Origin of the sequence: Alteromonas genovensis (assembly GCF_010500895.1) — a bacterium.
GTDB lineage: Bacteria > Pseudomonadota > Gammaproteobacteria > Enterobacterales > Alteromonadaceae > Alteromonas > Alteromonas genovensis.
Map to the genome: position 1 here is coordinate 607,518 of NZ_JAAAWO010000001.1, position 24,394 is coordinate 631,911.

Genomic DNA, 24,394 nt, shown 5'->3' on the forward strand with positions numbered 1-24,394 from the left:
AAGCTAAGGGACCAGTTTTAAATGGCCCAATTCTTGAACATCGGCCCAGGCTTGCTCATAACTATCAATCATCATTTGCTTTCTTGCGCTGTTTATAGTGGTATTGCGAGAAAGCTTTTTGTCATAAATGGCAACCCATAGCGATTCAGTGTGAGTAAACGCCCCTACCATACCCACAGTGACTGATAAAAATAGGGCAGTCGCTATAAGTACTTCAACCAATGCGCCTCCGTGTTGTGCGCACCCTCTATTTAAATGATGTCGGTTTTTACGACTCATTGTGCTCAAGGTTTTCATCTTTTCTCTATTCCTCTAAAAATGTTGTCTATGGCTGTATTAGAACTGTGCATGCCAGCTACCGGGAACCGCAATAATCTTAGCCAGCTTGGGTGCCTGTTGGAGGGTGCGCAAAACATGAGGCGAGTACGTGAGGGCACCATCATTTTGCACAGTAATAGTATGCGAAGAGGTGAGAGCTCCATTTATGCTTGCACCGTGCTTCACTGTTGCAGAGTAAACTATTCCATCGTCTGATAATAAAATGATCACGCCATAAAAAGACGTTCCGCCTAGCACAGTTAAATGGCCGTTTTTAATGATAAGCAGCATCGGATTTACACTGCTGCTATGCTCTACGTCGTTCTTGTTAAGTTCACAGTCTCCGTTTATCCAATGCATGGTTGCCTCGTCTAAATCGGTACATGAACTTGCAACAACACTTAATGGAAAATATGTTGGCACTAAGGCAGAAGCGCTTCTGTTAAAAAGCCACTGGGTGAGGTGTGTATCGGGTGTGGTGGCCTGTAATGTAGTGGGTATTTTGATAAGCGATGGGTAACGTAAAAAACGTTGTTTAACTTTGGTATTAGATTTAGCGTGATGCAGCGTTATATCGAAGGCTTTCACGGTTTGAGCTTCACTCCCATGATAAACACTAGACACAATAGTGTGCGCTATTGATGTATTACCTAGTGCAACTGTGTTGTGAGGTTGAGTACGAAGCTGAGAGCTAATATTGCGCATCTCTTTTTTTGTGTCTAAGTAGCGTTCCTGGGTCACTCCTAAAGCGTCCTGAACTGCTTGAAAGTCGCTAACAGCAACGGTTACGCTAGTTAAGGTGAATGCCGCAATACTCAGCAATACAAGCACAGACGAAATAATAAAAAGACCTTGCTGTTTTCGTCGGTAAGCACTCACCATCTTCATTGTATCTGCGATGCTTTTTAACGAAAAGCGCGTCAACGAAGAGCGAGTCAACAAAGGTCGAGTTAATAGTATGCTATTCAACAAAGCGCTATTGAACATTGGCTACCTCTACAATAAATGTTGTTGAGGCTTCTACGCCAGAAAATACTCGGCTAGAGGCTTTAATGTATATTTCATAGGTAACGCCCCATCCACTTACGTGTAATCGGGTAATTGAAAATTCACTCACGCTAACATCTTTGGTGTCGGTTAGGTCTTGCCAATGAGTTTGCGAACAGCTTCGTTTCCCAACGCGATATTCAATGGCCTTATCTCGTAACCTAAAACCAAAAAACTCATTTGGTGTAAGCGTAATAGTGCCGTCACTATTTTTATCGTAAGAGAAGGTAAAACAGCTATTTGGCGCTTCGGAGCTAAAACGAGAAACATTAATAGACGGCAGGCTTGCATGAGAGACAGCAAGCTGTGTCGCTATTGGCTGTTCTATATAACCCGCTTGTTCTAAGTGAGCTGTAATCACATGCTGCAGTGACTGAAATTCGGCTTCGATGGCAACGGTATGTTGAACTTTTAACAGCGCACTGTAAAAGAATGCAGTATGACGGGACGCCAAAACCAATAAAGTGCTTGCTATGCCAGTGGCCACAAGCAGCTCTACAAGACTAAACCCTTTGCTTTTCAACATGTGGCAACACCGCTTAGGCTGGATGTGGAGCAGTGTTTAATTCGTCCCAAGGCGCTTATCACCACCTTGCCTGAATGAGACGGGCTTTTTACCGTGATTGTCGTATTATTCCCGAAGTTTACCGCGCCGAATTTGCTAAAGGTAACAATGCGATTCTTATTGTTCGCGGTTGTCAGAGTCATTCCTGATTGCGTTGCTAAGAATGCGTACTCTTTTCCATCAATGCTACAAGCATTAGGGGCTGTGCAATCACAGGATACTAGTCGGCTAGTTCCCGCACACTGACCACCTGTAACGTCTACCACAAATGACACATTTGATTGTGAGGCTACGGCGACTACTTTAGCTGCCTCAGCAAGGCTACTGACGTGACGAAGAGCCTGTTTAAACTTGTTCGCCTCGTGCCACTGTGCGAAGGAAGGCGCAGCTAAAAGCATTGTAATAATGAGGATGGAGAGTGTGACCATTAGCTCCAGTAACGTTAAACCATTTATGTGCTGTTTGTACTTAACGGCGTTGTTATAAACCATGCTTGGGGTCGGTTATGCCAAATAGGGTGAATTGATATGGTTAATCTATAGAGAAATTAAGGCGCAGGTAATCTGTACTATGGAAGGTAATTGTTTTAAGAGGAGAGGGCTTACCCTTGTTGAGCTGTTAATTGTATTGTGTATTGTGGGTATTTTAACCACATTAACAATGCAGTCTTATCAATCAGGAAAAAGGGTAACGTCTCGCTATTTGGCGAAAAGCCACATGATAAAACTTCAGGCTATTCAGTCGCGCTATTGGCTTAGTAGTGGTGCCTTTGTTCCGCTATCAAAGTTACCCGACATAGACACTGGTGGTGTAAAAATTAAGGAAGTAGCGAGCAGTAATAGTCATTACGAGTTTAAGGCAGTGCTCACGTATTTTGATAGCAAAGCCCCTTGCCGGACGCTTATTGTCACCAACACGGCCTTATTGCCAAGGCAGTGTTGGTTGGCTCATTAAGCTCACTGCTTATGAACAGCTTAGCTTATGAACAGTTAAACTTATGAACAGCTCAAATCTGCGCCCGCTAAGTCTTCTTTCGTGCCATCCCCATCACTGTCTACAGCCACTGAAATTCGGCCATACAGCGAGAGAAGCAGTGCTGAAGCATACTCGCTGCTATTGTCTTTTGGGCAAAGCGTAATAGTGGCTGCTTGACTTATACCGCCTTGCTCATTGAAGCTGATAGTGCCCGATATGCCATAAATTGTATTTGCGCTATTGAGTGGATCGCTGGTGGTGATAAGCGTTTCAGAAGTATCACGGGAGCCGTTACCATTGTCATCAACGAAAATCATGGTGGCGTTTTTCCAGCTGCTTACACAGCTTGTGTAATTTTTGGTTGGACACATAACAACGCTTGATTGCTCATCTACTGCTGTAAATCGAGCACGCTGAGCCACTGCGCTTAAGCTGTTAAGATCTGAAGTGATCCTGCTTTTTATCAGAATGCTTTGTATAGCAGGGGCAACCGTTGTTAGCATAATAGCAACAATCGCTATGGCAATGAGCAGCTCTAATAGGGTGAGCCCTGCTTGGTTTACTGTAACCTGCCTATTATTTTTCATTCGACTTTTTATCATAATTACTCAAAGTTCTTGGTCAAAATCTGACACTTTTTTAATCCCGCATGCAGAATTTGATAAACAAAAACGCCAATATTTAGCGTACACTAAAGTTGTTGGGCATAGCGTATGTTTTACTTCTATTGCGCATAGTTCGCTATACGTCTTTATGATAAGCCTACTACAAGTACTACGATTACCGTGGCATTTACTCTTGCCACTAACATCTATACAGATAATATCGTAAACTCACCGACTAAGACGCTTAAAAACACGTGGATATTATGATGCAAAAACAAGCAGTTATTGAAGAGATGCAAGTGCTTCCTGAAATCGATGTTGAATTTGAGGTGGCGCGAAGAGTGTCATTTATTAAAAAACAGTTGCTCACCTCAGGGTTAAACTCTTTAGTGCTAGGTATTAGCGGCGGGATAGATTCATGTACTTTGGGCAAATTAGCACAGCTTGCCGTCAATGAATTGAACAAAGAAAATCATGAAAACTACCAGTTTATAGCTGTCAGACTTCCTTATGACACCCAAGCTGATGAAGATGATGCACAGCAATCTATCGATTTTATTCAACCCTCACATTCTGTGACCGTCAATGTGCAACCAGGCGTCGATGCCATACATGCGTCTACAACAAACGCACTGAAAGAAACGGGGTTGCTTCCTGACAGCACTGCCAAACAAGACTTTGTGAAAGGCAACGTGAAGGCGAGAGCGCGCATGGTCACGCAATATGAGATTGCCGGCATGGTGGATGGACTTGTGCTAGGTACCGATCACTCGGCTGAAAATATTACAGGGTTCTATACTAAATACGGTGACGGTGCTTGCGACCTAGCCCCACTTTTTGGTTTAAGTAAACGCCAAGTTAGAGCACTGGCATCCCATTTAGGTGCGCCTCATAACGTGATCACCAAAGCCCCCACAGCCGACTTGGAAAGCCTGTCTCCACAGAAAGCAGATGAGCAAGCGCTGGGAATGACGTACGATCAAATCGATGATTTTCTGGAAGGTAAGCCAGTTTCCGCTGAAGTGGAAGAGAAATTGCTTTATATTTATGAACGTACACAGCATAAGCGTGTACCCATTCCAACAATCTATGATGAGTTGTAGTCATGAAAAAAATTGAAGCTATCATTAAGCCATTTAAAATGGACGATGTAAGGGAAGCATTAGCTGAAGTCGGTATTGCAGGGATGACCGTTACTGAGGTAAAAGGTTTCGGTAGGCAGAAAGGGCATACTGAACTTTACCGCGGCGCTGAATACCAAGTCGATTTCCTCCCTAAAATTAAGGTTGAGTTAGTGCTCGACGACGAGCGCGTGGAACAAGCATTAGATGCTATTCAGTCGGCGGCCAAAACAGGTAAAATTGGCGACGGAAAAATATTTGTTTATAACGTGGAAAGTGCGGTTCGAATTCGAACCGGTGAGCAGAACGAAGACGCTATCTAACTTATACGGTGCTGATAGAGCGCAAAAAAGGGAGCGTGCTGCTCCCTTTCTTTTACACTATAGCGTGTGGCTTAGTGGTCGTGTCCGCAACCTTCAGGTCCGTGCACATGTCCATGTTCGCGCTCTTGCTCAGTCGCTTCTCGAATATCTACTACATTAACGTCAAACGTTAATGGAATACCCGCCAAAGGATGGTTACCATCAACAACCACTTCTTCATCATTGGTCTCTATAATAATGACAGACTGTTCGCCTTGTGGTGTAGTGGCACGAAAAGACATGCCTACTTCAACTTCTGTACCTTCAAACATTGAACGAGGAACCGTTTGAACTAACTCGTCTACACGCTCTCCGTATGCTTTTTCAGGCTCGATAGACACGTTGAAGCTATCGTCTTTGTCTTTTCCAATTAATGCGTCTTCTAGTCCCTCAATAAGGAAGCGTTGACCAAGCAACACGACTAGCGGTTCTTTTCCTTCAGAAGAATCCAATGTGGTTCCATCTTCGGTTGAAACAGTATAGTGAAGTGTTACAACGCTATCAGAGGTAATAGTCATATAAAATCCTAAGTTTTCCCATGTGGGTAATGAATGTAAATCGTTTGCCGTAACAATCAGCGACGTTTCTTTACGATGTTGCTGGCTTGTTGCTCAATACTGTACGGCAGAGCATAAGGGTAACAGGTTACAGCCTCATTATCAGCCAACCTGTGTAAATCTTGTGGGGTGGTATCGTTAGACAGTACCGCCATAAAGTGAGTTTCATTATCTAAACGGGCAACGCTTGTTACCAAGCCTGCTCTTCGCCAATTATCGCCAAGCTGCTTTTCAATAGTGTCTCCTGCAGAAACCTCAACATTTCCATCAATACAAAAACTGAATGCAGCACGTTTGTTTTTCCCTAAAAAACGGGTTCTCGCCACCACTTCTTGGCCCATGTAGCAGCCCTTATCAAAATCAATGGCATTAAGGGCGTGCACATTTAGCATTTGGGGTACATATTCACCCACTGTACTTCCGTTGACTGCTGCGTGAGCACTAGCAATTTTTATGGCGTCAAACACCGATTGTGAATAACAGGGAAGTCCGTTCTTGGCTATGTTTGCTGTAACGTCGTCGCTAGCTTGTTGGTGCAGAACTACGACGTAACCCTGTTGCGCCGTATCGGTTTTAAAGCAAAGCCCATGCTCGCTTTGATAGCTGATAAGAGAACCGTCGCTATCGGCTTCGTTTAAAGACACGTCAGGAAAATGTTTGCTTAAAAGGGCTACCGCTTCTGTGCCTGAAACAAAAAAAGCATTGAACTCGCTGCTGCCATCGACGATGTCTACTTTTGAAAATACGCCGTACTTATTAAGCTCAGCCAGGGTACGGGCACCAGCGTCTTCATTGGTCAGTAACAGTATTTTTGAGCCAAATCGCGCTAGATAGCCCGTTGACCATGTTTTACCTTTGTTATCGCAATGGGCGTAGTGCCGTACCGTCTTGTCATCTAGTTTATTGATATTGACCGTTAGCTGGCCCTGCAGATAGCTATCCGCTTGCTCACCCTCTAGGGATATAATCATGGTATTGCCAAGTGTTACAGCATAGTGTTGCGGCAGTGCATCTAGCGTTTTTAATGACATGATGGCGCTCTTTTTAAAATCGTATAGTCTCAAGGTATGGCAAAAAGCTGATTTATCAAGGGGGAGGTGGCAGGCAGTCGTAAATTCTTTACGTTAAGTTTGCTTATCAGACCAAAAGAGCAGTGATCCTACGGTGACACGCGTGGTACTATTTAATGATAACAATTGAGGTTAAAGAATATATGTTTGAACCCAAACGATTAGCGAGATTAAAGTGGGCATGCCGCCGCGGCATGCTTGAACTAGATGTGTTATTACTGCCTTTTGTAGAGCAAGCGTTCGACGAATTAAGTTACGAAGAAAAAGTTACCTTCGAGCGTTTACTAACAAGCGACGATCCTGATTTGTTCGCGTGGATAATGGGTCATCAAAAATGCGACGACCCCGAGTTAGCCGCGATGATTTCAACCGTCGTCAATCGTGTCAAAGTATAGAATACACATAACGTATTCACCTTACAGAGTGACGTTCAACCGCGTCACTCTTTCCGTTTTACTGTTAGTTGTATTGCAATGTTTGCCATCAAGTCTTATGACGTGGATTGATAAGACAAGCCTTACCGCTCTCACGCTCCCCCCACTTTTTATATGGATTTACTGTTCACTTTTTTGTATATCAAAGCTCAGTCAATCAAAGCCAAGTCAATTAGCGCTCAGTCAATCAGTGCTTAGACAGTCAACACAGAGAAATTCTCTAAACCAATTGGATTTGATGTTGTCGGACGAGGGTGTCGTGCATATTGTAGACGGCGTCTCTTGTGACAAGTTTATGAATCTGATAAGAAAAAGACTTACCAGCTCTCAGACTAATGATATATTTCAGCTTCACGGTTCGTCTCAGCTTTTCCCTTGGGGGATTTGTCTTGAGATGACTCGAGTAAAACAAAAATGGTCCAATAAAGATCACGCTCACTTTTGCTGGGTATTGAAAAACGAATGTTCTGAACGTGATTATCGCAGATTATGTAGAGCGGTAATTTATGTCAGAAAAGGATATGGACTTAGGGACAAAATGAATGTTTCGTGAATATACAAAATCGCTGTTTAAGCGTGTTGATAAGCGACAGTTAATGCAGTTCAAACCTCCACGGTTACCACAACGCATTTACACCAAAACCCTCAATATAGACAACAAACACTACGGTAAATTTTGTCAGGAAGTGGCTTGGCCTGCGAGTGAACACGTTCATCCTTTATATCTGCAAATGCTTTCTCTTCCTTTGCAGATGCGCTGTTTATTAGACAAACAAAGCCCATTTCCTTTACTTGGATTAATTCACTGCGCCAACAAGGTTGAGGTTTTTGAGCATTGCGATCTCTCTGAGCCTGTTGAATGTCGGGTTAGGTTTAGTGATGTTAGACCTCATGCAAGAGGGTGGGAAGTGGATGTTTTACTTGACGCATTGCAAAGCTCAAAGTGCGTTTATAAAGCTGTAAGTAGTTACCTAGTTAAGGTGAAAGCGGTGCATGTTGCTCCAAGAGCAGCGCAGACAGGACACGTTTCAACCGACGAGAGCGATGAGGCCATACAGCGAGAGTTAGTATCAACGCTCAATGCAAGTGCAGACACAGGAAGGCGCTACGCCGCTATTTCGGGAGACTATAACCCTATTCATCTATCGGCTGTTTCTGCGAAGGTATTTGGCTTTAAAACTGCCATTGCCCACGGAATGTGGACACTGGCCTGTGTAATCTCTCAATTTGTTGACAATACTGCCGACAAAACCACTGTTGATGGCATTGTCGAAGCCAATGGCGAAAGCACAGATAACGCAGAAAAAGAGCAGGGCTCAGGCGGTGATAAAGCGTTATGTAACGGCTATATCAAAGAAGTGTCGTGTAGGTTTAAACAGCCCGTTTATTTACCCAATGAATTGACCGTGTTCAGTAAAAGCCTAACTAGCTCTTTAAGCGCAACATCAGAATCGCATGCTAACCCGTGTGCTAACCATAGTCCTAAACATAGTGCCGAGCTAGAAGTGACCAGTGCGAAAGACTCAACTACGCACTTACACGCTTTTTTGCATTATTAAAAAAGGTGGGCGTTTCCGTTTACTTTAACGCCCACCTTTAGTGTTTAACATTACCACTGCGCACCTTATCTTGAGTAGAGTGCATCTATTACAAAGCATCGAGTACAGGGTATTAATCACAAGGCAAAGCTAGCGTGTTACATGTTAGCGTTTAACGTCTAGAGCTCAACGCATATCGCTGAAGCTTCCTTCAGTAATGAGTGCCCCAACGCTTTCCCCGGACAGCTGGTTATTAGGTACCAACACGGTGGGCTTAGTGTCACTTAGCTGTTCAGGATGGTCCAGATTGAAATGAAGGCCTCTACTTTCTTTTCTTTCCATGGCGCATCGCACAATGAGTTCTGCCACTGTGACCAAGTTTCTCAACTCAAGCAAGTTGTTGCTCACTCGGAAGTGGGAATAATATTCGGTAATTTCCTGCTCTAACAACTTAATGCGTCGCATAGCACGTTCTAACCGTTTATCGGTTCGAACAATACCAACATAATCCCACATAAACAGTCTCAGCTCGTGCCAGTTGTGTTGAATAATAACTTCTTCGTCTGAGTTTGATACTTGGCTTTCATCCCAAGGGGCAATAGTTTCGTCATTATCTTTAGTGGGGAGACAGCTGATAATATGCTCTGCTGCTGAACTGGCAAACACCACGCATTCCAGTAAAGAGTTTGACGCCATTCTATTAGCACCGTGCAAACCGGTATAGGCAACTTCGCCAATAGCGTAAACGTTGTTTAAATCGGTCTTTGCATTAAAGTCGGTGATCACACCACCACAGCTATAATGCGCTGCCGGTACCACCGGAATTGGCTCACGGGTGATATCGATACCCAAGGAGCGACATTTGCGATAGATGTTAGGGAAGTGTTTAACAATAAAATCGGCAGGTTTATGACTGATGTCTAAGTACATGCAATCTGCGCCCAAGCGTTTCATTTCATAATCTATCGCTCTTGCAACCACATCACGGGGCGCAAGATCGCCACGCTCATCAAACTTCTGCATAAAGCGAGTGCCATCAGCGTGACAAAGGTTAGCGCCTTCACCGCGTAATGCTTCTGTGATGAGAAAGTTTCGCGCCTGAGGATGAAATAGACAAGTAGGGTGGAACTGGTTAAATTCCATGTTTGCCACTCTACATCCGGCGCGCCAGGCCATTGCAATGCCGTCACCGCTCGATACATCTGGGTTTGATGTGTATTGATAAACTTTACTGCCGCCGCCGGTGGCTAAGGCAATAAACGGCGCGCGGATAACTTCAACGTGCTCTTGCTGACGGTTCCATACATACGCACCCACGCACTGATTTTTCTCGGTCTTCGATGGGATGAGGTCAATGGCATTATAGCGCTCGAAAAAATGGATGTTGGGGTGGGTGGATACCGCATCGTTGAGCGTAATTTGCAGCGCTTCACCGGTGGCATCCGCGGCATGCAATATTCTGCGATGACTATGACCGCCCTCTCGGGTCAGGTGAAATTTCTCTTCGCCAGATTCGCTTTTTTCTCTGTCAAACGGCACTCCGTAACTAATTAGCCATTCCAAAGCCGCTTTTGCCCGTTCGGTGGTAAAGCGAACTGCTGGCTCCTCACAAAGGCCGCCACCGGCCATTAGCGTGTCGCTGACGTGTGCATCGATTGAATCTTGTTCATCGAATACGGCAGCAATACCACCTTGGGCGTAACGTGTTGAGCCTTCATTTCGATCGCTTTTACTCAAAACAATAACTTGGCAATGGTCAGCGAGCCTCAACGCTAGGCTTAGCCCAGCTGCGCCGCTTCCGATAATTAACACATCACATCGATGTTCTATGGCATTTGGTGTGGAAGTTAGTGAAGACGATCCAGATTTCATGTATTTTTACATCAATATATACGAGCAAAGGTTCAGCAAGTCTAAAGGATGAGTGACAAAACACAATAATTCTTAGGGCGTGAACATGGTATTATTTAAAATAATTAATGCTTTAACAGAACTTTTTTAAATAGAACACGTCTATAAGCAGGCTTAATAGAGCTATTGTGGATATGAAGTAGGGAGTAATGGCTCGAATGAGCGAGCAAGTAACCGACCAGCAACTGGTGGAAAGAGTACAACGTGGTGATAAAAATGCATTTAACTTGTTGGTAACCCGTTACCAGCACAAAGTTATGCACCTAGTGTCTCGATACGTTAAAAATTCAGGTGATGTTGCTGACGTAACTCAAGAAGCCTTTATAAAAGCATATAGAGCGCTCCCCAATTTTCGCGGAGACAGTGCCTTTTACACCTGGCTTTATCGCATTGCGGTAAATAGCGCTAAAAACTATCTCGTTTCTCAAGGCCGAAAGCCCCCCGCAAGCGATGTGGATGCTGAAGAAGCCGACTACTATGAAGGTAGTGACGCGCTAAAAGAGCAATCGACTCCCGAAAGGAGCTTGCTCTCAGATGAGCTAGAGGAGACGTTATTTAAAGTGGTGGAAAAACTGCCTGATGATCTCCGTATGGCGATAACACTGCGTGAAATTGAAGGGTTAAGCTACGAAGAAATTGCCAGTGTAATGTCTTGTCCTGTAGGTACCGTGCGATCGCGTATATTCAGGGCGAGAGAAGCCATTGATAAAGTCATTCAGCCGCTGTTGGAAAATTAATTTAAATAAACTTCAAAAAAGATGAACTTTCTCTTTTTTGGGATGACTAACAGCTGTGTTAGGGTAGTTAACGATCAAAACGATCTGGATATGAATATATGACGCAACAGCAAGAAAAATTGTCCGCATTCATGGATGGTGAAGCAGAAGACGATAAAATCATCGACGCTATCAAGCATGATGCAGAGCTTCAGGCTAAATGGCAGCGATACCATGTCATCCGTGGTACTATGCGCAAAGAAGCAAGCGTAGCGCCAGAAATGGATATTACGGCTAACATTGCTGCGGCCTTGGCAGACGAACCTGCGATTGTGGCACCAAAAGAGTCTCGCTGGCGCTCAATCCCAATCATTGGAAATGTGGTTCCATTTGCAACTCAATCTGGTCAGTTTGCCGTTGCAGCGTCGGTAGCTTTAGCCGTTATTCTAGGTGTTCAGCACCTGAACCAGCCAGCGCCTTCAGAGCCATTCATGACGGCACCCACTGCGGGTCCACAAGGTGGTTTAGCGCCGGTAAGTCTTGAGCAAACTCGGACGTTGCCACGCAACGACATGAATGAAGTGCTTGAGAAGAAGCGTAAAATTAACGCGCTTATCGCCGACCATGAGCAACAAATAAAATTGAAACAGGTGCAGGCCGAAGAGGAAGAAAAAGCCTCTGACGATACTAATCGCCCATAGGCGATTGCGGCAACGCCCCCATTTCAACTAGTATTTATTATTAGTAACTTCGCATACCAGCACTTGCACGTGCTGGTATGTCTGTTTTAAAGGCAAGGAAAATGCGCTGTAACCCATTTGTTCTCCTCATCACAGGGGCTTTATCAATTTTCACGCCTCTCTGTGTTCATGCGCAATCAAGCGATTCGTCTCTTCCAACTAGCCTTGAGTCAAATAGCCAAGCAAAAAACGCAACAGAAAGAGAGGCAAAAACAGATACAGTAAAACAAACAGAGCCGGCAGTAGAGAGAGAAACTAACGCACTGCAAACACCAGTACAGTGGTTACAACGTCTTCAATCACTCATCTCTTCTGCCAACTATCAGCTATCATTTGTTCAGACCACCGTTGGTAAAGAAACGGTGCCATACCTATGGCGTCACGGCGTACTGGATGATGGCACTGAAGTAGAGCAGTTGAATTTGCAAAATGGACCAGGCCGCGAGCTTATCCGCGTTGATGGTATCGTGAGTGTGTTTGAGCCTGATACGCAGCCCTACAGCATTCGCTCTCGTTTTATCAATGGGCCCATTCCTAATATTCTTCTTCATAACCCACAGAAGCTGTTAGAAAGTTACGAATTTGTATTAGTCGGCCGGGCTAGAGTCGCTGGACGTTCTGCACAGCAAATTAGAATTGTGAGTAGGGACAACACTCGGTTTGGTTACCAGCTTTGGCTTGATGAAGAGTCGGGCATGCTATTAAAGCTTAATATGCTGGATTTACAGGGCGCCTTACTGGAACAAATACAAATTAGCGCATTTTCTGTGATGGCATCGCCGTCTCCCTATTTTGCCCGAATTAATCCGTCGTCTTTGCCGGAGCCAATTATGATGGCAAGCAGTCAATCTCGCGCTCATGGATGGGAAGTTAACTACCTTCCTGTGGGCATGAAAGAGGTGAAACGAGATACACGACGACTAGCACTGACCGGTCAGGTGGTAGAGTATAAAATGTACAGTGATGGCTTGGTAGATGTGTCAGTGTATGTTCAACCTATTGAGGATGCACTGGGAGGCGATATCGCTTTGCGCAATGAGGTGAGTACGTTTCTTACGTTAAAAGCAGGTAAAGCACAGGTAACGGTGTTAGGTGAAATTCCACTTCAAACGGCAAAGGCGATTGCCACCTCAATTAGCGCGGTGAATAACAGCAATGATTGAGGAGTCTGCGACGGTGGTGGCGGTTGACGGTGATAGCGTCACGGTAGAGTCAGCAATAAAATCGACCTGTAGCAGTTGTCAGGCACAAAGTGACTGCGGTACGGGCGCCATTTCGCGCGCGCTCGCGCCGAAAATGCAGCGCTTAACATTGTCTACACCAATGACGGTTTCTGTTGGTCAAAGTGTCACTATTGGTGTGCCTGAGGCCGGCGTGCTAAGTGCCTCGGCATGGCTTTATCTTCTTCCTCTATTTATGTTTATCGGCTGCTTCTCGCTGGCCTCTTACTTTCTGCCTACGATTGGTCTAACTCATGAATTATGGGGAATACTCCCAAGCACTATTGCAACGGTGTTAGTGTATCGATACACGGCTAAGAAATTACAGCGGATAGAGTCTGCAAAGTATCGACCTGTCCTGCTTAAAGCAGAACCTCTAGAACGTGTGTAAAAAGCCTATTTAAGGCTGAATTTTACTGTCTCGTCTCATGGCTTGTGCTGTTTAGCAAAATATACTCGCTGCTAATTCGCTTTTCCGCCCATAAATGGGTAAAATCCGCACGCGTCGCGTTTACGTCTTAACGTATAGCGCGCAGTATTTTTTCGTTTAATGAATTTTTCTGCAGGTAAATTCCAGCATTATGCAACAATCGCACATTCGTAACTTCAGTATTATCGCCCATATCGACCACGGTAAATCGACATTGTCGGACCGTCTTATTCAACATTGTGGCGGGCTTTCAACTCGCGAAATGGCTGAGCAAGTTCTAGATTCCATGGATTTAGAAAAAGAGCGTGGAATTACAATAAAAGCGCAGAGCGTAACGCTAGAGTACAGCGCCCAAAACGGTGAAACGTATCAGCTTAATTTCATCGATACACCAGGGCACGTTGACTTTACCTATGAAGTATCTCGCTCACTGGCTGCCTGTGAAGGTGCGCTACTGGTTGTTGATGCGGGGCAGGGCGTAGAAGCACAGACCCTAGCAAACTGCTACACCGCCATTGAGATGGATATGGAAGTGGTGCCTATCCTCAACAAAATAGACTTACCTCAAGCGGATCCAGACCGTGTGGCAGAAGAGATTGAAGACATTGTCGGTATTGATGCACTAGAAGCGGTACGCTGTTCAGCGAAAACCGGCATTGGTATTGAAGACGTACTCGAAGTTATCGTCAATAAAATCCCACCTCCCGGTGGAGACAGAGAAGCGCCACTAAAAGCACTTATCATCGATTCATGGTTTGATAATTACCAAGGCGTTGTCTCATTGGTACGTATTGTTGAGGGGCAACTCAACAAGAAAGACAAAATTCAAATTATGTCTAACGGCCAAAGCCATCAAGTGGATAAGATTGGTGTGTTTACACCTAAAGCTCTCGATACCGGTATTCTTCGTGCTGGTGAAGTGGGTTTCATTATTGCCGGCATTAAAGATATTCAGGGCGCGCCAGTGGGCGATACTATTACACTTGCAAAAGCACCTGCCACCGACATGCTGCCTGGATTTAAAAAGATTAAGCCGCAAGTTTACGCGGGTATCTTCCCCATTAGTTCAGACGATTATGAAGACTTCCGCGATGCGCTGGCAAAGCTAAGCCTAAACGACGCGTCTTTATTTTACGAGCCAGAGAGCTCTGCAGCGTTAGGCTTTGGTTTTAGAATCGGCTTTCTCGGCATGCTTCACATGGAAATTATCCAAGAGCGTCTTGAGCGAGAGTATGACCTTGGCCTGATTACCACAGCGCCAACGGTAATTTACCAAGTTGAGACCACCAAAGGCGAAATACTCACCGTTGATAGTCCAGCGAAATTACCACCAGTTAATGACATTGCAGAAATTCGCGAGCCCCTTGTTGAGGCCAATATTTTGGTGCCTCAAGAATACCTTGGTAACGTTATTACTTTGTGTGTTGAAAAGCGCGGTATGCAAACCAACATGACTTATCACGGTAAGCAGGTTGCTGTGACTTACGAACTGCCCATGGCAGAGGTAGTGCTTGATTTCTTCGACCGCTTGAAGTCGACAAGTCGAGGTTTCGCGTCACTCGATTACAACTTTAAACGCTTCCAAACTTCAGACATGGTGAGAGTGGATATTCTGATTAACGCTGAACGCGTTGATGCGCTAGCAGTAATCACCCACAGAGATAACTCGCAAGGTCGCGGTAGAGAACTCGTTGAGAAGTTGCGCGAGCTTATCCCGCGTCAAATGTTTGATATTGCTATTCAAGCGGCGATTGGTAACCATATTGTCGCTCGTAGTACGGTTAAACAGCTGCGCAAGAACGTTATTGCAAAATGTTATGGCGGCGACGTTAGCCGTAAGAAAAAGCTACTGCAAAAGCAGAAAGAAGGTAAAAAGCGCATGAAGCAGATTGGTAACGTTGAACTGCCGCAAGATGCCTTCCTTGCCGTGTTGAAGGTAGGTAAATAATGGCAAATTACTTCTCCCTGATCTTGGTTGCATTAACGCTGATCACAGGACTTATATGGTTAGTTGACAGTGTAGTGTTTGCACCAAAGCGCAAGGCGCGTTTACAGGCATCAGCAGTTGCCGAAAATGCCAGTTACGGTGAAGATCCGCAATTACCCTATCTTGTGGATACATCGCAGCAAATATTTCCGGTTATTGCCTTCGTATTAGTGTTGCGCTCATTTTTATATGAGCCATTTCAAATACCGTCTGGCTCAATGATGCCAACGCTCCTCGTTGGCGACTTTATATTGGTTGAAAAGTTTGCGTATGGTGTAAAAGACCCTGTATTTCGCAGTAAGCTGATTGAGACCGGAGCACCAGAGCGAGGCGATGTAGTTGTGTTTAAGTATCCAGAGGATACCGGCATCGATTACATTAAGCGCGTAATAGGCATGCCAGGCGATACTGTGGTTTATCAAAATAAGCAGGTGTACATAAAGCCTAAATGTGTCGAGAGTGAAAACTGTCCTGCACTTGAAGCCGTGCCTTTATCTTTCCAAGAGCGTGGTGAATTTGTTCAGGATATGGCGCAGCTAATGCGTTATACCGAATCGCTTGGCGACATAGAGCACGATATTTTACGCCATCCGCTGCGCGATATTTCTCCAGTAAATTTTTATACGCAACCGGGAACGCGCCGCAACGAATGGATTGTGCCTGAAAACAATTATTTTGTGTTAGGTGATAACCGCGATAACAGTCGTGATAGCCGTTTTTGGGGTTTCGTACCCGATGATAACTTAGTCGGCAAAGCGGTAGCAATTTGGATTTCGTTTGAATTTGAACGTAAGCCACAAGACATGTTACCAACATGGATCCCAACAGGCGTTCGATTTGAGCGTACAGGTGGCATTCGTTAATGCAGGGAATAGATAAATATTGTCGTCTTTACAAGGCGATAGACTATACATTCAACAATATTGCTTTGCTCGATCAAGCTTTTACGCACAGAAGTGCGGCAAAACAGCACAATGAACGCCTAGAATTCTTAGGCGATGCCATACTGGGAATGATTATTGGCGAGACGCTATACAAGCGCTTTCCAGACGTGCCTGAAGGCAAGTTAACCCGTATGCGCTCAACGCTGGTGAAAGGCGATACGTTAGCCGAGCTAGCTCGTGAGGCAAGTATGGGTGAATTACTTCACTTAGGTCCCGGCGAGCTCAAAAGTGGCGGCCATCGTCGCAGCTCTATTTTAGCTGATGCGGTAGAAGCGTTGCTTGGTGCAATTTATCTCGACTCCGGTATGGACGAGGTGCGCCACGTTATAGACAGGCTGTGGGAAACGCGCATAAATAAGTTAGACCCCCACGCGCACCCTAAAGACAATAAAACACGTCTACAGGAGTTTTTACAGGGACGAAAATTGCCTCTGCCTACCTATGAGGTACTGTCGATTTCTGGGAAAGATCACGCGCAGGTTTTTCAAGTTAGCTGCACGGTTGAAAATTTACCTGAGCCTGTTAAAGCGTCAGGAAACAGCCGTCGCAAAGCTGAACAAGAAGCAGCTCGTCTAACGCTGGAGAAGCTCGATGACTAACAATGACAATGAAATACATTATTCACAACCGCAGACACGCTGTGGTTTAGTGGCTATCGTTGGCCGCCCAAATGTGGGTAAATCTACTTTGCTCAACCGTTTGTTAGGGCAAAAAGTCAGCATTACCTCTAGAAAGCCGCAAACAACGCGACATCGCATACTAGGCATTGATACCGACGGCGAATATCAGGCCATATATGTTGATACGCCAGGGCTCCATCAAGATGAAAAGCGTGCCATTAACCGGTATATGAACCGGGCGGCCTCTAGCTCGTTAGCAGAAGTTGGCTTGATTCTTTTTGTGATTGAGGGCGATCGCTGGAACGCAGACGACGAAATGGTGCTGACAAAGGTAAAGCAATCAAAACTACCTTGTTACCTTATCGTCAATAAAATGGATAAAGTAGAGAACAGAGAAGGTTTTGTTACCCACCTTAGACAGCTTGGCGAGAAGCATACCTTCGAACATATCATCCCAATTAGCGCTAAGCAGGGCAAAATGGTGGATGATATTCGCGAGTTAGTTGCTAAGTCTCTTCCGCCGAGCGACTTCTTTTTCCCTGAAGATTATATTACTGATCGCTCTAGCCGTTTTATGGCCGCAGAGATTATTCGCGAAAAGCTTATGCGCTTTACTGGTGACGAGCTTCCATACTCGACGACGGTAGAAATTGAGCAGTTTAAAATGGCCGAAAATGGCGTGTACCGAATAAGTGGACTTATTTTGGTAGAACGCGAAACGCAAAAGCGCATGATTATCGGCAAAGGCGGTAAGCACCTTAAAACAATAGGCGAGCATGCCCGTAAAGACATGGAAAACCTGTTCGACAACAAAGTGTTCCTAGAGCTTTGGGTAAAGGTAAAACAGGGTTGGGCTGACGATGAGCGAGCGCTACGCTCGCTTGGATACGGCGATGACAGCAACTTTTAATACTCATTTACATGTCGTTGCAATTGGTGTGATCCCTTCCTGAGCGTTATTCGTTTTTAACGTCTTATTAGTATTTGTTTATGCGCAATGGTCTACCATGAAAGCATGGCGCTTAATCAAGGGCTGCTCGTAATAAAGAGTCGCCCTTAGGAAAAAGTCGCTTTTAATGATGTAGAAACATTGCGCAGGAGAAATTGATGGCTATTTCAGATATGCGCAGACAGTACTCAAAGGGAACCTTGAGCGAGTCAGACGTTACCGACACACCTTTTCAACTATTCGATAAGTGGCTGCAAGATGCCATTGATGAGAATATTCCAGATCCCACCGCCATGACAGTGGCAACAGTGGATGAAAGCGGTCAGCCCTCGCAGCGTATAGTGCTCTTAAAAGATGTAAATAAAGACGGCTTTGTTTTCTTTACAAACTTAGGAAGTAGAAAAGCCAAAGAGCTTGCGTTAAACCCAAAAGTCTCTTGTCATTTTCCTTGGTTTTTTATGGAGCGGCAGGTGCGTGTTTGTGGCACGGTAGAAAAGCTATCGACTAGTGAAAATGCGTCTTATTTTTTCTCCCGTCCCAAAGACAGTCAGCTAGCTGCTTATGCGTCAAAGCAAAGTAAGCCAATTAGCAGTAAAGCACTCTTGCTTACGCAATTTAAACAGTTAAAAGACAAGTTTGCGAACAAAGAACTTCCTGTGCCTGATTTTTGGGGTGGCTTTAGAATTGTTCCTCATCAAGTCGAGTTCTGGCAAGGCGGTGAAGATAGGCTTCACGACCGTATAGAATACAACATCGATAAAGCTGGTAGCTGGAGCACTCAGCGACTGATGCCTTAGCATTTGTCCACTTATCAACAGCGCGTTAAAAGCATATTTGCTGTTATTCGAAGAAGTGAGTAAAGGGGAGGGGGTACATGATAGACAGTCACTGTCATCTTAACTTGGCCCCCTTGGGGAGTAACCTTACTGAAGTGCTGCGCAAGGCTAAGCAAAATGGCGTTAAGCGAATAATGGTGCCAGGCATCACGCCAGCGTCTTGGAAAGTGCTTAGTAGTTTTAACAGCCAGCCCTACTGCGATATTCTTCCCATTGATACCGCCATTGGTTTGCACCCTTACTTCCTGCCTAAAGAGCGCGATGAAATTCCTCCTTTACTCAAGCAGTTTGAAGAAGCCGTTGCTGGTGCGGTGGTAAATACTAAGGAAAGTCTGTCTGTGGCTGAGGGGGCTTTACCAAACTCTCAAGGCTTTCTTGCTGTAGCTCAAGGCTGTGATCCTGAAGCTCAAGGCTGTTTATCCAACGCTCAGGGCTGTCTATCCTCCGCTAAAGGCTGTTTCTGTGCCATTGGAGAAACAGGGTTAGACGGTCATATTCCTGTTGATATGAATGTTCAAAAACAGGTGTTACATGCTCATTTAGATATAGCGGATTCTTTTGGACTTCCCGTTATTTTACACCACCGAAAGTCTCATCACTTGCTGTTTGAAGCCTTGAAGGCATCATCGTTTGAGGGGCGGGGAGTTATCCACGCATTTTCAGGCAGTACAGATGTTGCCAAGCGCTATATAGACAGAGGATTTTGTTTAGGCATTGGCGGCACAATTACTTACGAACGAGCTAAGAAAACGAAAGATACGGTGACGTATCTACTTCGGAATCATCCAGAGAGTATTTTACTTGAAACCGATGCGCCCGATATGCCAATGTCAGGCAGGCAAGGTCAGCCCAATATGCCTCATTACCTAACAGATGTGGTTGCAGCCCTCTCAGGCCTGTCTGAGATAGAGCCTAATGAGATTAAGACGATCACATCTGCAAACTATGCACGCCTTTTTAAGCCATCTCTTTTTTAAACTATTTGATGCAAATAGTGATGAATATTAATCATTACCCAACTGGGCGAATTTGCTTATTACCCAAGGTCTAAACTTGTAGAAGCCTCGGGTTAAATAAATTCCTATCACCAAGGCTAAAAATAAAACAATAACTCCAATGAGCAGCAGCTGTGCACGCAGGGCCAGTGGGTCTTCTAATATCACTTTTGTATTCATGTGAACATGAACGTAACCAATTACGTTGTCGCTATTATTTACAATAGGCTCAACAAACGTAAGAGGCCGCACGTCCTGAGACTGGCTAAGAGCAACGACACTTTCGGTTTTTGGCAAAGGCGCAATGTACTGTCCTTTTTCATCAAAGATAGCAATGCCAAGAATATGTGGCTCTTGGGTTAACACAGTGGCTGTACTTTTAAGTGCCACCGCTCTTGTAGCATCGTTCACAGAATTAGCGTCGGACTTCGCATTACCAGTAGTATCTATAATGGGGGAAACAAGCTTTGCATATTGGCGTGCAGCGCTACTGCCGGCATACTCTGTTTGGGCAAGTAGCCACTCTTCTTGATAACGTTGAAGCATAAGTAGCAGGGCAATAAGCAAGCCAACTACCAAGCTTGCCAGTACTGTATGCACCAGTCGTTTAACGACGGTATAAAGCGAGTGAGAATGACTTGCTGACGAGGTCAATAAGTTGGTTTCAGCCTTTGCCAACATGAAATTCCGTTAACGGGTAAATATGAGTGTAACAGTAGGATAAATCTTACTAATTTGAAAGCGGATATTTTATTACTCTGCTCAATTCGGTAGCATGTAGCCACCTCCACTTTTAAGGATTTACCAGTGCTCGACACGTTTAAACAGTTGTTAGGTGATAACGCAGCAGACGATATGCATTGCGCTTCAACGCTAGCGGGTGTCATTGCCATGCAGCAAAGTGATGCGTCTTTTCACGCCTCAATGACTATTATAGGACAAGCACTTACACCCTACATTGTCGGCAATATTTTAACTGACACCCAGTCGCACTTTGATACAGTAAGTCTAACTTTCCATCATTTGCATCAACAATTTGGTGATGATGTGGTGGTAGTAAAAGGAAATGTGCTCGACGAAGACACGTCAATCTTAAAGTCCCTACTTGGTGCCTTATCTGAAACGTTTAACGTTGATATCGGGGTACAGCAGTCTCAGCCTTCTCTTTCTGAAGGTGGCTTGTTAGTCATGGATATGGACAGCACCGTAATTGGTATTGAGTGTATTGATGAAATTGCCAAGCTGGCAGATGTTGGTCAGGAGGTTGCCGAAGTCACAGAAAAGGCGATGCGTGGAGAAATAGCGTTTAACGAAAGTTTACATCACCGTGTTGCATGTCTTAAGGGTGTGCCCGTTGAGCACCTGCGTCAGATTAGAGACAGCCTGCCTATTATGCCTGGTATTCAAGGGTTACTTAGTGAATTGAAAAAGCACAATTGGAAGCTAGCTATCGCATCGGGTGGTTTTACTTATTTTGCTGATCACCTAAAACGTAGGTTAGAGCTTGATTACGCCACGTCCAATACCTTAGTTATTGAAAATGGTCTATTGACTGGGAAAGTAGAAGGCGAAGTGGTTAACGCTGATGTAAAAGCCGAGACAGTTAAACAACTGGCGTTAAAATGGAATATTTCAGATACCCAAACTGTGGCCATGGGCGATGGAGCTAACGACCTTGTGATGATGGCGACATCGGCGCTTGGTGTAGCGTGTCACGGTAAGCCTGTGGTGAACGAGAAGGCTGATGTTGCCATACGTGTAGGCAGCCTTCACAGCTTGCTTTACTTTTTAGATAAATAAATAGCAAATAGTAAAGAGGGAGCGACTCCCTCTTTTAGGCGTTTTGTGGGTTTTGAGCTTCTGGTTTCTGGGGGGATGAGCTGTTTTCACTGCCAGCTAAAGCGCGTTTCGGATTGTGGATTTGAGTCGTCCCATCCAGCGTTCGGTTCTGTGCAATTTCAGCTGGGGTAAAACCATATCGTACTAACACTTCATCGGTTACGTCCACAAGGTGGGCACAAGCTGCGATACTCCACATCTTTTTCTCAAGTTCTCTTGCCCTGTGCATTGCATACATAGTGACGTAATTTATTTCTGTCTGCAGCATTGATAGGTCGGGTTTGCCTGTGGTGGTAAGCATCACGTGTATGGCAATAAATTGTCCTCGATTCATTGCCTCTTTAATGAAATTTTGTCGCTGTGTGTTGCTTTCAAATTTGTGAGAGTAGCGAGGAATAATAGCCATGCGTGAGTCTTTTTGACTATTGTCAAAAGAGACAAACAGTTCTTGTCGTAACGGCATATTTTCTAGTTTTACGGTTTTTACGCCGCTTTGCACAAAGGGAGAATCTTGCTTTCGATCTCGAAATAGAAATTCCAGATTTACTTTGCCTCGCTCTGCGTACTGCGTAGTAAGAAGCGTTACTCGCTCATCTTGTTTCCCAATGATGCCCGCTTGCGGCGTATACCTAACGCCTTCTTTGCTCATAAGAAAAGAAAGAGAGGTCGCATTTCTAGCATTAATACAGCGAAGAGCTTGCCCCATACCCGGGATCTCTTCTTCGTCAGACTCCGCATGCAGGTTTGCTTTGTTTTTCTTTATAAGCTCTTCAAAAAAGCTTCGTGCCGTTTTACCTTCATCACCCGGTGCTGCTTTCAAATGCAGAATGTTCTTATCTACATTGTGATAAATGATTTCGTACTGTAACTGCATGACGTCAAACGAAGTGGTAATGGCTTGAAGGCGAGGGAATGCGACTTCAACCCGCCCCTCTAAACTACCGGCGTACTCTTTTGTTAACTCTACTCGAAGGCCTAAACCATGAACTGAGATATCTTCGCTGACACCCTTATGAACGGTGTCATCACCATTGAAACGCGCCTCTATATGAGTACGTAATCGATAGCGACTCTCAATTCTTAACTCTTCGTTTTTGAATCGCACAACTTGAATGTCAGCGGGAGGACGGTTTCGGGGGTGACCAAAGTTACGCAAGTGCGAAAGATTGTCTCGATTAAACGTAAAATCGTTGTAAGTTTCTTGTCCTGTTATCGATGTAACATCGGTAATATGGGCAAGGTAGCGCAAATTTTTAAGCTTCGACATAAGCCTGGCAGAAATCGGGGTATTGAGCTTCTTTACTTTACTCCCAACAGAATCTGGAATGGAAAGGGGGATATGCGCCTGTTCCGGTACCATAGTGGTAAGCGCTATCTTATACACTCTCCAGCTCGCTTTTTTAGAGCCGAACCCCAAGAACACTTGTTTAAGTAGGTCTTTTTGCATTAACTCTTCAAAAGAGGCCGAATAAAAATACACTTTACTGTTTTGTAGATGGGTAAAGCTGTATACAAAGCATTCTCTTACTTCTTCAGACTTCTGCAATAGGCGTTTGAGTCGCTCTTGAGTCAGCAGAAAGTTTAATCGGCAGTTGTCTTCTTCATCCTGCCAGTATTGTAACGTTTCTCGGTTTACCTCGTTCATCATGGCAAAACGAGGCACCAAGGTTTGATTCACAACGTCGATATAAATCGGTAATGTTGGGCTACGCGGTGAGAAATACTGTTCAGAGGTTTTACTGGTTATCGCTTCGATAGTGTTATTCATATTCACTTTATAGCGACGCTTGTTGCCGTGAATAAAACTTTCTAAAAATTGATCAAAGCTTTTGTTGGGGTGTTCTGAATCACGTTGCAGTGCGAGGTAGTTAACGTCGTTTTTCGTGGAGATTTTTACGAGCTTGTAAGCAATACCGTTTTTCTTATCCATAGTGAACTCACTTTCGAGTCCTCTGAAGTAGATAAAAAGTAGTTCACCTTTCTCGAAAATGGTGTCTTTCGATAATTTGACCTGCAGACCCTCAAGAGAAATGTCCACACTGAGGCCGCGCATTGATTCGTTATATTTATTAAATATCTCTACCGCCACCGCAAAATTCATTCGTTCCGTATTGCGCTGTCGGTAGTCTAATAAGTTAACGGTGGGTACTTTAAATTGCTCTAATACTGCCGAGCGTTTCTTTAACTCTGGCCGTGCTTTTTCTACCCGCTCTTGTGCAATCTCTCGTTCCTGCATTAAGCGAAAGTTATTTTCTGTGCTTTGCACTGCCTCATAAACACCATACGTATAGCGGCCAAATATTCGCAGCTGCTCTTCAAACTTGTCGACGGCAATATCGTCCATGTAGTGATTTCTACCTTCATGGGGATATTTTTTACATTTACCGTCCACGTGTCCACGCAGGTCAATTGTGCGCATACAAGGTTTTGCAAGACGCTTTACTTCCATTTTTATAAGAAAGCGCTTTTCCTTTGGGATATCAGAAGCAACTTGCAGTAAAACTTGGTTGAACTCAGGCTCGTTCACCACCGGCTTTAACTGTTCAATTATGTCAGCGTACTGGGCTAAGTCTTGACTCATCTATGCGCAACTTTGTTGTTTACATTTTTCATTT

General features: G+C 44.6%; 26 protein-coding genes. 16 read left to right on the top strand and 10 right to left on the bottom strand.

The window, feature by feature from the left end; translation table 11 throughout:
• Positions 1-3 precede the first annotated feature (3 nt).
• Genes GTQ48_RS02510 through GTQ48_RS02525 form a run of 4 tightly spaced genes read right to left on the bottom strand, consistent with a single transcriptional unit; the run spans position 4 to position 2,421 of the window.
• Positions 4-297: a hypothetical protein gene (locus GTQ48_RS02510; protein WP_163105006.1), complete on the bottom strand. Its 294-nt coding sequence runs from the start codon at positions 295-297 to the stop codon at positions 4-6.
• A 39-nt stretch (positions 298-336) separates the two neighbouring features.
• The gene (locus tag GTQ48_RS02515) at positions 337-1,305 is read right to left on the bottom strand and encodes a hypothetical protein (RefSeq protein WP_163105007.1); all 969 of its coding nucleotides are present in this window, start codon (positions 1,303-1,305) and stop codon (positions 337-339) included.
• Positions 1,295-1,891: a prepilin-type N-terminal cleavage/methylation domain-containing protein gene (locus GTQ48_RS02520; RefSeq protein ID WP_163105008.1), complete on the bottom strand. Its 597-nt coding sequence runs from the start codon at positions 1,889-1,891 to the stop codon at positions 1,295-1,297. Before GTQ48_RS02520 ends, GTQ48_RS02515 begins: the two co-directional genes overlap by 11 nt.
• Positions 1,885-2,421, bottom strand: a complete 537-nt coding sequence (locus GTQ48_RS02525; RefSeq protein WP_163105009.1) for a hypothetical protein — start codon at positions 2,419-2,421, stop codon at positions 1,885-1,887. The genes GTQ48_RS02520 and GTQ48_RS02525 overlap by 7 nt, the downstream gene beginning before the upstream one ends.
• A gap of 79 nt (positions 2,422-2,500) precedes the next feature.
• Between GTQ48_RS02525 and GTQ48_RS02530 the strand changes: the two genes are divergently transcribed.
• The gene (locus tag GTQ48_RS02530; RefSeq protein ID WP_163105010.1) at positions 2,501-2,884 is read left to right on the top strand and encodes a type IV pilin protein; all 384 of its coding nucleotides are present in this window, start codon (positions 2,501-2,503) and stop codon (positions 2,882-2,884) included.
• A gap of 41 nt (positions 2,885-2,925) precedes the next feature.
• Here GTQ48_RS02530 and GTQ48_RS02535 read toward each other — a convergent pair whose 3' ends face one another.
• Positions 2,926-3,507 (bottom strand): GspH/FimT family pseudopilin, encoded by a 582-nt coding sequence (locus tag GTQ48_RS02535; RefSeq protein WP_203565049.1) that lies wholly within the window; start codon positions 3,505-3,507, stop codon positions 2,926-2,928.
• Positions 3,508-3,776: 269 nt separating this feature from the next.
• Between GTQ48_RS02535 and nadE the strand changes: the two genes are divergently transcribed.
• Together nadE and GTQ48_RS02545 are read left to right on the top strand one after the other, a co-directional pair.
• Positions 3,777-4,613, top strand: coding sequence for an ammonia-dependent NAD(+) synthetase (nadE, locus tag GTQ48_RS02540; RefSeq protein WP_163105083.1), 837 nt, complete (start codon positions 3,777-3,779; stop codon positions 4,611-4,613).
• A 2-nt stretch (positions 4,614-4,615) separates the two neighbouring features.
• Positions 4,616-4,954 (top strand): P-II family nitrogen regulator, encoded by a 339-nt coding sequence (locus GTQ48_RS02545; RefSeq protein ID WP_032096901.1) that lies wholly within the window; start codon positions 4,616-4,618, stop codon positions 4,952-4,954.
• Positions 4,955-5,025: 71 nt separating this feature from the next.
• Here the strand turns inward: GTQ48_RS02545 and GTQ48_RS02550 are convergent, their stop codons facing one another.
• The gene (locus GTQ48_RS02550; protein WP_032096902.1) at positions 5,026-5,511 is read right to left on the bottom strand and encodes an FKBP-type peptidyl-prolyl cis-trans isomerase; all 486 of its coding nucleotides are present in this window, start codon (positions 5,509-5,511) and stop codon (positions 5,026-5,028) included.
• Positions 5,512-5,567: 56 nt separating this feature from the next.
• A complete protein-coding gene (ygfZ, locus tag GTQ48_RS02555) occupies positions 5,568-6,581 on the bottom strand; it encodes a CAF17-like 4Fe-4S cluster assembly/insertion protein YgfZ (RefSeq protein ID WP_203565051.1) in 1,014 nt (337 codons plus the stop codon).
• A gap of 155 nt (positions 6,582-6,736) precedes the next feature.
• Here ygfZ and GTQ48_RS02560 point away from each other — a divergent pair, with 155 nt between their 5' ends.
• Positions 6,737-7,015 (top strand): FAD assembly factor SdhE, encoded by a 279-nt coding sequence (locus GTQ48_RS02560; RefSeq protein WP_200883152.1) that lies wholly within the window; start codon positions 6,737-6,739, stop codon positions 7,013-7,015.
• A 581-nt stretch (positions 7,016-7,596) separates the two neighbouring features.
• On the top strand, positions 7,597-8,613 hold the full coding sequence (locus GTQ48_RS02565) for a MaoC family dehydratase (protein ID WP_163105011.1): 1,017 nt from the start codon (positions 7,597-7,599) through the stop codon (positions 8,611-8,613).
• A gap of 165 nt (positions 8,614-8,778) precedes the next feature.
• On the opposite strand, the gene nadB is transcribed toward GTQ48_RS02565, so the two are convergent.
• Positions 8,779-10,464: an L-aspartate oxidase gene (gene nadB / locus GTQ48_RS02570; RefSeq protein WP_163105012.1), complete on the bottom strand. Its 1,686-nt coding sequence runs from the start codon at positions 10,462-10,464 to the stop codon at positions 8,779-8,781.
• A gap of 197 nt (positions 10,465-10,661) precedes the next feature.
• On the opposite strand from nadB, the gene rpoE reads away from it, so the two are divergent.
• The 10 genes from rpoE to GTQ48_RS02620 all read left to right on the top strand — a co-directional run bounded on the left by rpoE (position 10,662) and on the right by GTQ48_RS02620 (position 19,922).
• On the top strand, positions 10,662-11,240 hold the full coding sequence (gene rpoE, locus GTQ48_RS02575) for an RNA polymerase sigma factor RpoE (RefSeq protein ID WP_163105013.1): 579 nt from the start codon (positions 10,662-10,664) through the stop codon (positions 11,238-11,240).
• Between the two features lie 98 nt (positions 11,241-11,338).
• On the top strand, positions 11,339-11,920 hold the full coding sequence (locus GTQ48_RS02580) for a sigma-E factor negative regulatory protein (protein WP_163105014.1): 582 nt from the start codon (positions 11,339-11,341) through the stop codon (positions 11,918-11,920).
• Between the two features lie 101 nt (positions 11,921-12,021).
• Positions 12,022-13,122, top strand: a complete 1,101-nt coding sequence (locus tag GTQ48_RS02585) for a MucB/RseB C-terminal domain-containing protein (protein WP_163105015.1) — start codon at positions 12,022-12,024, stop codon at positions 13,120-13,122.
• The gene (locus GTQ48_RS02590) at positions 13,115-13,570 is read left to right on the top strand and encodes a SoxR reducing system RseC family protein (RefSeq protein WP_163105016.1); all 456 of its coding nucleotides are present in this window, start codon (positions 13,115-13,117) and stop codon (positions 13,568-13,570) included. The genes GTQ48_RS02585 and GTQ48_RS02590 overlap by 8 nt, the downstream gene beginning before the upstream one ends.
• Positions 13,571-13,760: 190 nt before the next feature.
• Complete coding sequence (gene lepA / locus GTQ48_RS02595) at positions 13,761-15,557, top strand: translation elongation factor 4 (protein WP_032096908.1); 1,797 nt, start codon at positions 13,761-13,763, stop codon at positions 15,555-15,557.
• Positions 15,557-16,459 carry a signal peptidase I gene (lepB, locus tag GTQ48_RS02600; protein WP_163105017.1) on the top strand — a complete coding sequence of 301 codons (903 nt, stop codon included), beginning with the start codon at positions 15,557-15,559 and terminating at the stop codon, positions 16,457-16,459. The genes lepA and lepB overlap by 1 nt, the downstream gene beginning before the upstream one ends.
• On the top strand, positions 16,459-17,139 hold the full coding sequence (rnc, locus tag GTQ48_RS02605) for a ribonuclease III (protein ID WP_163105018.1): 681 nt from the start codon (positions 16,459-16,461) through the stop codon (positions 17,137-17,139). Before lepB ends, rnc begins: the two co-directional genes overlap by 1 nt.
• Positions 17,132-18,070 (top strand): GTPase Era, encoded by a 939-nt coding sequence (era, locus tag GTQ48_RS02610; RefSeq protein ID WP_163105019.1) that lies wholly within the window; start codon positions 17,132-17,134, stop codon positions 18,068-18,070. Before rnc ends, era begins: the two co-directional genes overlap by 8 nt.
• 197 nt (positions 18,071-18,267) lie before the next feature.
• A complete protein-coding gene (pdxH, locus tag GTQ48_RS02615) occupies positions 18,268-18,906 on the top strand; it encodes a pyridoxamine 5'-phosphate oxidase (RefSeq protein ID WP_163105020.1) in 639 nt (212 codons plus the stop codon).
• 77 nt (positions 18,907-18,983) lie between these two features.
• The gene (locus GTQ48_RS02620) at positions 18,984-19,922 is read left to right on the top strand and encodes a TatD family hydrolase (protein ID WP_163105021.1); all 939 of its coding nucleotides are present in this window, start codon (positions 18,984-18,986) and stop codon (positions 19,920-19,922) included.
• A gap of 27 nt (positions 19,923-19,949) precedes the next feature.
• On the opposite strand, the gene GTQ48_RS02625 is transcribed toward GTQ48_RS02620, so the two are convergent.
• A complete protein-coding gene (locus GTQ48_RS02625; RefSeq protein ID WP_163105022.1) occupies positions 19,950-20,621 on the bottom strand; it encodes a hypothetical protein in 672 nt (223 codons plus the stop codon).
• A 174-nt stretch (positions 20,622-20,795) separates the two neighbouring features.
• Between GTQ48_RS02625 and serB the strand changes: the two genes are divergently transcribed.
• Positions 20,796-21,740, top strand: coding sequence for a phosphoserine phosphatase SerB (serB, locus tag GTQ48_RS02630; RefSeq protein WP_163105085.1), 945 nt, complete (start codon positions 20,796-20,798; stop codon positions 21,738-21,740).
• Between the two features lie 34 nt (positions 21,741-21,774).
• Here serB and GTQ48_RS02635 read toward each other — a convergent pair whose 3' ends face one another.
• Positions 21,775-24,360 carry a PilZ domain-containing protein gene (locus GTQ48_RS02635; protein WP_163105023.1) on the bottom strand — a complete coding sequence of 862 codons (2,586 nt, stop codon included), beginning with the start codon at positions 24,358-24,360 and terminating at the stop codon, positions 21,775-21,777.
• Positions 24,361-24,394: the final 34 nt, after the last annotated feature.